The sequence below is a fragment of the Streptomyces sp. W16 genome, assembly GCF_033194735.1.
Classification (GTDB): domain Bacteria; phylum Actinomycetota; class Actinomycetes; order Streptomycetales; family Streptomycetaceae; genus Streptomyces.
Map to the genome: position 1 here is coordinate 1 of NZ_JAWOAI010000520.1, position 6,659 is coordinate 6,659.

The 6,659-nt window shown below is 70.9% G+C and carries 8 protein-coding genes; 3 read left to right on the plus strand and 5 right to left on the minus strand.

Features of this window, described 5'->3' with window-relative positions; all coding sequences use genetic code 11:
• Positions 1-1,240 (minus strand): DEAD/DEAH box helicase (locus R6V09_RS42375; protein WP_317886816.1); only part of this gene is annotated, 1,240 nt, incomplete at its 3' end.
• Between the two features lie 480 nt (positions 1,241-1,720).
• Between R6V09_RS42375 and R6V09_RS42380 the strand changes: the two genes are divergently transcribed.
• Positions 1,721-2,458 (plus strand): ferritin-like fold-containing protein, encoded by a 738-nt coding sequence (locus tag R6V09_RS42380; protein ID WP_317886817.1) that lies wholly within the window; start codon positions 1,721-1,723, stop codon positions 2,456-2,458.
• Between the two features lie 21 nt (positions 2,459-2,479).
• On the opposite strand, the gene R6V09_RS42385 is transcribed toward R6V09_RS42380, so the two are convergent.
• From R6V09_RS42385 to R6V09_RS42400, 4 genes are all read right to left on the minus strand, one after another.
• Positions 2,480-2,749, minus strand: a complete 270-nt coding sequence (locus R6V09_RS42385) for a hypothetical protein (RefSeq protein ID WP_317886818.1) — start codon at positions 2,747-2,749, stop codon at positions 2,480-2,482.
• Positions 2,750-2,918: 169 nt separating this feature from the next.
• On the minus strand, positions 2,919-3,146 hold the full coding sequence (locus R6V09_RS42390; RefSeq protein WP_019072095.1) for a DUF3107 domain-containing protein: 228 nt from the start codon (positions 3,144-3,146) through the stop codon (positions 2,919-2,921).
• Between the two features lie 143 nt (positions 3,147-3,289).
• The gene (locus R6V09_RS42395; protein ID WP_200714443.1) at positions 3,290-3,934 is read right to left on the minus strand and encodes a TetR/AcrR family transcriptional regulator; all 645 of its coding nucleotides are present in this window, start codon (positions 3,932-3,934) and stop codon (positions 3,290-3,292) included.
• Positions 3,935-4,148: 214 nt separating this feature from the next.
• On the minus strand, positions 4,149-4,367 hold the full coding sequence (locus R6V09_RS42400; protein WP_317886819.1) for a hypothetical protein: 219 nt from the start codon (positions 4,365-4,367) through the stop codon (positions 4,149-4,151).
• Positions 4,368-4,588: 221 nt separating this feature from the next.
• Between R6V09_RS42400 and R6V09_RS42405 the strand changes: the two genes are divergently transcribed.
• Together R6V09_RS42405 and R6V09_RS42410 are read left to right on the plus strand one after the other, a co-directional pair.
• Positions 4,589-5,797, plus strand: coding sequence for an alpha/beta fold hydrolase (locus R6V09_RS42405; RefSeq protein WP_317886820.1), 1,209 nt, complete (start codon positions 4,589-4,591; stop codon positions 5,795-5,797).
• 649 nt (positions 5,798-6,446) lie between these two features.
• The coding region (locus tag R6V09_RS42410; RefSeq protein ID WP_317886821.1) for a hypothetical protein at positions 6,447-6,659 on the plus strand (213 nt) is incomplete at its 3' end.

Sequence of the window (6,659 nt, forward strand, 5' to 3'; positions counted from 1 at the left end):
CCCTGCCGCCATCGCGACCGCCCCGGCCACGCGGACCGCCGCGACCGCCGGTCTCGCCGAGGTCCTCGACCTCCTCCGCGGCCAGCCCGGCGCGGGTGCGCTCCGAGCGGGGCAGGACACCCTTGGTGCCCGCGGGGATGTTCATTTCCTCGAAGAAGTGCGGGGAGGTGGAGTACGTCTCCGGCGGGTTCGGGAAACCGAGGTCCAGCGCCTTGTTGATGAGCTGCCAGCGCGGGATGTCGTCCCAGTCGACGAGGGTGACCGCGATGCCCTTGGCGCCCGCGCGACCGGTACGGCCGATGCGGTGCAGGTAGGTCTTCTCGTCCTCGGGGGACTGGTAGTTGATGACGTGCGTGACGCCCTCGACGTCGATACCGCGGGCGGCGACGTCGGTGCAGACGAGCACGTCGACCTTGCCGTTGCGGAACGCGCGCAGCGCCTGCTCGCGGGCGCCCTGACCGAGGTCGCCGTGGACCGCGCCGGAGGCGAAGCCGCGCTGCTGGAGCTGGTCGGCGAGGTCGGCCGCGGTGCGCTTGGTACGGCAGAAGACCATGACCAGGCCCCGGCCCTCGGCCTGCAGGATGCGGGCGACGAGCTCGGGCTTGTCCATGTTGTGCGCGCGGTAGACGAACTGCGCGGTGTTCGCGACCGTCGCGCCCTCGTCGTCCGGCGAGGTGGCGCGGATGTGCGTGGGCTGCGACATGTAGCGGCGCGCGAGACCGATGACGGCGCCCGGCATGGTCGCCGAGAACAGCATCGTCTGGCGGCGGGCCGGCAGGAAGTTGATGATCTTCTCGACGTCGGGCAGGAAGCCCAGGTCGAGCATCTCGTCGGCCTCGTCGAGGACGAGCGACTTGATGTGCTTGAGGTCGAGCTTCTTCTGGCCGGCGAGGTCGAGCAGTCGGCCCGGGGTGCCGACGACGACGTCGACGCCCTTGCGGAGGGCTTCGACCTGCGGCTCGTAGGCCCGGCCGCCGTAGATGGCGAGGACGCGTACGTTGCGCACCTTGCCGGCGGTCAGCAGGTCGTTCGTGACCTGCGTGCACAGCTCGCGCGTCGGGACGACGACGAGCGCCTGCGGGGCGTCGGTCAGCTGCTCGGGCTTGGCGCGGCCGGCCTCGACGTCGGCGGGGACGGTGACGCGCTCCAGGAGCGGGAGGCCGAAGCCCAGCGTCTTGCCGGTGCCGGTCTTGGCCTGGCCGATGACGTCCGTGCCGGTGAGGGCGACGGGGAGTGTCATCTCCTGGATCGGGAAGGGGGAGACGATACCTACGGCCTCAAGGGCCTCAGCGGTCTCGGGAAGGATTCCGAGCTCTCGGAAAGTAGTCAGGGTGCTGCCTCTTCTGTGTGCGCGGTGCGAGGCGAGCGCGGGGGTCGTGTCAGGACCGTGCCGGGGACGTCGGCTGCCTTACGGACAACCCGTGAGGGCAAGCCGTGAAGCACGGGACCACTGCCGACGCTCTAGCGCTCGAACCGCTGAGGGTCCCCCTCCGAACTTCGTACGCAAAGTGCCGTACGGGCGAGGAGGGCTGTCGGGTCGGAGCCGATCGGGCCACCGACCGGGCATCCTCATTCGTGCGGCCCGGCGAATACTCGGCGGGCGCATTACCACCATACCCCGGAATCACGCACATGCGTTGGCCGATTTGGTCACGTAGTCGTCGTCACACTGATTGACCAGGGCCTTCCGTCGTGCGGTGAGCGGGCTATTGTGCGCTTCATGACGACCGCTGACAACGCCTCCGACGCGCCCGCCGAACCCACCGGAGTCGCCGCCCAGGACTGGGCGACGGCCGCCGCCGACCCGCAGTACCGCAACGCGGTCGTGGACCTGCTCGGCGCGCTGGCGTACGGCGAGCTGGCGGCGTTCGAGCGGCTCGCGGAGGACGCCAAGCTGGCGCCGACGCTCGCGGACAAGGCGGAGCTGGCGAAGATGGCGTCGGCCGAGTTCCACCACTTCGAGCAGCTCAGGGACCGGCTCACGGAGATCGGGGCCGAGCCGACCGAGGCGATGCAGCCGTTCGTCGCGGCTCTGGACGGCTTCCACAAGCAGACGGCCCCCTCGGACTGGCTGGAAGGGCTCGTCAAGGCGTACGTCGGCGACTCGATCGCCAGCGACTTCTACCGCGAGGTCGCCGCCCGCCTCGACAAGGACTCCCGTCTGCTGGTGCTCGGGGTCCTCGACGACACCGGGCACGCGAGCTTCGCCGTGGAGAAGGTACGCGCGGCGATCGACGCGGACCCGCGTGTGGGTGGCCGACTCGCCCTGTGGGCACGGCGGTTGATGGGTGAGGCACTGTCGCAGTCCCAGCGAGTGGTCGCCGACCGGGACGCGCTGTCGACGATGCTCGTGGGCGGTGTCGCGGACGGGTTCGACCTCGCGGAGGTGGGCCGGATGTTCTCCCGGATCACCGAGGCGCACACCAAGCGGATGGCGGCGCTGGGGCTCGCCGCCTAACTACTGCTGTGCGGGGGACGGCTATGCCGGGGCGGACCGTCCCCGGAGTCGTCTCGCGGGTCGAAGGAGCAGTGAGAGCGAGGCGGCCGAGACGACCGCCGCGCCGAGCAGGCTCGGCAGGCCACTGCCGGGGCCCAGCGCGCTGTGGGTGACGAAGTCGCCGAAGAGCGCTCCGGCGACACCGGTGGAGAAGACCAGGGTGCGGGCCGGAAGACGGTCCGCGAGCCGGTGGGTGGCCGCCCATGCGAGCAGCAGACCCAGCACGGCGGAGCCGAGCGCTTCCAGGATCATCACGGGGGTCCCTCCCACGGTCGGCCTGCGTACTGCTGTCGTAGCCGGTCATACCCGTGACCTGCGGAATGCAATCCTCCTCTGTGGGCGACTTGTGCTCCATCTGTGATGGAAACGCGAGGGGGCCCGGTGACCTTTCCGGTCACCGGGCCCCCTCGTCAGTTCGCGACTACAGCGCGCCGAAGCCCACCTTGCGCGGGGCCGCCTCACCGAGCTCGACATAGGCGAGCCGGTCGGCGGGGACGAGGACCTTGCGGCCGTGCTCGTCCACGAGGCTCAGCAGCGGAGCCTTCCCGGTCAGTGCCTCGGCCACGGCCTGCTCGACCTCCTCGGCGCTCTGACCGGTCTCCAGAACGATCTCGCGAGGCGTGTGCAGCACGCCGATCTTGACCTCCACGCTATGTCCCTCCGACGGTCAGCAAAGTGCGCGATCTTCCGCGCCGTACGCAGCACACACTAGCCCGGTGAGGGGACGTAGATGTTCCGCGCCGGGAACGCCAGGAGCGAACAGCGGACGGGAACAAAAGGGGAGCCCGGGGGTCAGTGGTGCTGTTCGCTTCCGTGCAGCGGGAAACCGGCGATGCCGCGCCACGCCAGCGAGGCCAGCAGCTGGACCGCCTGGTCGCGCGGGACACTGCGGTCGCTGTGCAGCCAGGAGCGGGCGACGACCTGGGCGAGGCCGCCCAGACCCGAGGCCAGCAGCATCGACTCGGCACGTGACAGGCCGGTGTCCTCGGCGATGACGTCGCAGATCGCCACGGCGCACTCGTTCGTCACCTTGTCGACGCGCTCGCGCACGGCGGGCTCGTTCGTCAGGTCCGACTCGAAGACCAGCCGGAAGGCGCCGCCGTCGTCCTCGACGTAGGCGAAGTACGCGTCCATCGTGGCCCGGACGCGCTGCTTGTTGTCGGACGTCGACGCGAGCGCGGTCTGCACCGCCTGGATCAGCGACTCGCAGTGCTGGTCGAGGAGGGCCAGGTAGAGGTCGAGCTTGCCGGGGAAGTGCTGGTAGAGCACCGGCTTGCTGACGCCGGCGCGCTCGGCGATGTCGTCCATCGCAGCCGCGTGGTAACCCTGCGCGACGAAGACCTCCTGGGCGGCGCCCAGCAGCTGGTTCCGTCGGGCACGGCGCGGCAGGCGGGTGCCCCGCGGGCGCGCCGCCTCTGTCTGCTCGATGGCTGTCACGCCGCCTCCCAAATGTCGTCCTCATGCGGTGAGCGCCGCGCCGCCATCGTACTTTTCGGTAACCCTGGTGTGCGCGCTGCGAGCGCAGAATTTCACGGACCGGACGGTGACGGAAGTCGTGCAAAGTGTTTTGAAAGGGGATGGAGCGGGCAGAGGTGCGCGGTTTGGTGCACGCTCCCGGGTGGGGCTGAGGACGGTGGTGACCGTGAGGCGGTCAGCGATAGTCGTCCTCGTCGATGGAGACGACGCGGGCCTGTTCGATGACATCGGCCTCGTTCGCGGAGTCCGGGTCCACCTCGGTCAGTGGGTCCTCGCGGTTCGGCGTCACCTCGGCCAACTGCTCGGCGGCGTCGTCCTCCGGGGTCTCGACGTCGAGTTCGGCGGCGCCGCTCTCGTCCTCGAAGGTCTCGGGATCGGTGGGGTCGACGGCCATGGCGGGCTCCGTTCCTAGTACGTCCCTGTACGTCCCTGTACGTTCCTGACGAAGCAGGGGGCCACGTGCGGGTGCCCTGTGTACGAGCCTAGGAGACACCCGATCCGGACGCCATGCGATGGGCGGGGCAGTCGCTCGGTTGCCCGTCCGCCGTCGGCCCGTTCGCTGTCTGTGACGGCGAACACATGAACCACAGCGTGATCGTCTCGTAACATTGCCGCATGTCTTCGACAGAGCTGCCCTCCGTGTCGGTCGCCGCCGTGCTCCCGAAAGTGGCGCCCGTCAGAGTCGGCGACGGTGAGCGGCTCAGGTCGGTCGGGCTGCCCGGGATGACCCTCACGGTGCGGTCGAGGCCACCGGTGCGCGAAGGACTCCCGCCCGCGCTGTACGTCCACGGGCTCGGCGGTTCCTCGCAGAACTGGTCGCTGCTCATGGCCGAGCTCGACGGCGTGGTCAACAGCGAGGCCCTGGACCTGCCGGGCTTCGGCGACTCCCCGCCACCGGACGACGGCGACTACTCGGTCACGGGGCACGCGCGCGCGGTCATCCGTTACCTCGACGCGGCCGGACGCGGCGCGGTGCACCTCGTCGGCAACTCCCTTGGCGGCGCGATCACGACCCGCGTGGCCGCCGTCCGCCCGGACCTCGTCCGCACGCTCACCCTGGTCTCCCCGGCCCTCCCTGAGCTCCGCGTCCAGCGCACGGCGGTCCCGACGGCGCTGCTCGGCGTACCGGGAGTGGCCTCGCTGTTCACCCGCGTCAGCAGGGAATGGACGGCCGAACAGCGCGTCCGCGGCGTCATGGGCCTCTGCTACGGCGATCCCGGCCAGGTGACGCCCGAGGAGTTCCGCTACGCGGTCGAGGAACTGGAACGGCGGCTGCAACTGCCGTACTTCTGGGATGTGATGGCCCGCTCCTCCCGGGGCGTCGTGAACGCGTACACCCTGGGCGGCCAACACAGCCTCTGGCGCCAGGCGGAGCGCGTACTCGCCCCGACCCTGCTCGTCTACGGCCGCCGGGACCAACTGGTCGGCTACCGCATGGCCCAGCGAGCGGCCCGCGCCTTCCGCGACTCCCGACTGCTGTCCCTGCCGGACGCCGGGCACGTCGCGATGATGGAGTACCCGGAGATCGTGGCCACGGCGTTTCGCGAACTGCTCGCGGACGCGGGGGAGTCGGGTACGACGGTGGAGGTCGGCGCGGACATCGGTACCGATATGGGTACCGGCGGGGGCGCGGGTGTGGTGACGGGCCGTCGGACGGTTGACGCGGAAGCGTTGGGCCGCGGCGGCCGGGGTGGTGCGCGGGGGGTCCGTGATGGCGGTTCGGTGAGTACGGTGAGCGAGGGCGGCGGTGCTGCCACGGGTGCGGGTGCGGGTTCCGGCGCCGCGGGTGATGGCAAGGGCGACGATACGAACACAGGGAGCTGAGGGGGCGACGTGGGACGCCATAGTCGCCGTAAATCCACCACCAAGGGTGACTCCGCGGACGGAGGCATAGGTACCGGCGCCAGTGCTGGTGCCAACGCCAACGCCGGCACCGGCAAAGGTGCTCGGGCGGGTCAAGGGCCTCAGCCGGGTCAGGCGGGCAGGTCGAGCCAAGCGGGCCAACCTGGTCAAGCGGGCAGGCCGAGCCAAGCGGGCCAGCCGGGTCAAGCGGGTCAGGGGGCTCAGCCGGGGGCTAGCCGGCCGGGTGCGCCGCGTTTCGGGGACGGGAACCCGGGCCGTGGAGGGCCGCGTTTCGCGGACGGGACCCCGGCGCACGGTTTCCCGAGGCTTCCTGACGGCACTCCTGCCCATGGCTTTCCGAGGCTCCCCGACGGCACTCCGGCGCGTGGTGTTCCCCGCCTGGCCGACGGGACTCCTGCGCACGGCAGTCCCCGATTTCCCGACGGGACTCCGGCACAGGGCACGCCGCGCTTTTCTGACGGCACGCCTGCACACGGCACCCCCCGCTTCCCCGACGGCACTCCCGCGCGCGGTGTTCCGCAGGCTCGTGCCGGGCACCCTGAGCAGGCTGAATCCGGCGGTGGTTGGGGCGAGTTGAGGGGGCGGGACGGACGGGCCGGGGTGGGGCAGGGTGGCCCGCTCGGGTACTTCGGCGTTCCTCAAGGTGGCCCCGGTGCGTCCGGTGGGCCTCAAGCGCCTGTTGCCGGTGCGCCTGGTGCGCCCGATCACGTTCCGGGCGCCGGAGGCATGCCTCACGCTCCCTCCGTCGGTGGGCCCGGCCGGTCTCGGCCCCCAGCCGCCGGCATACCCGGAGTCCCGGGGGCGGGCGTGCATGGATCCCCGG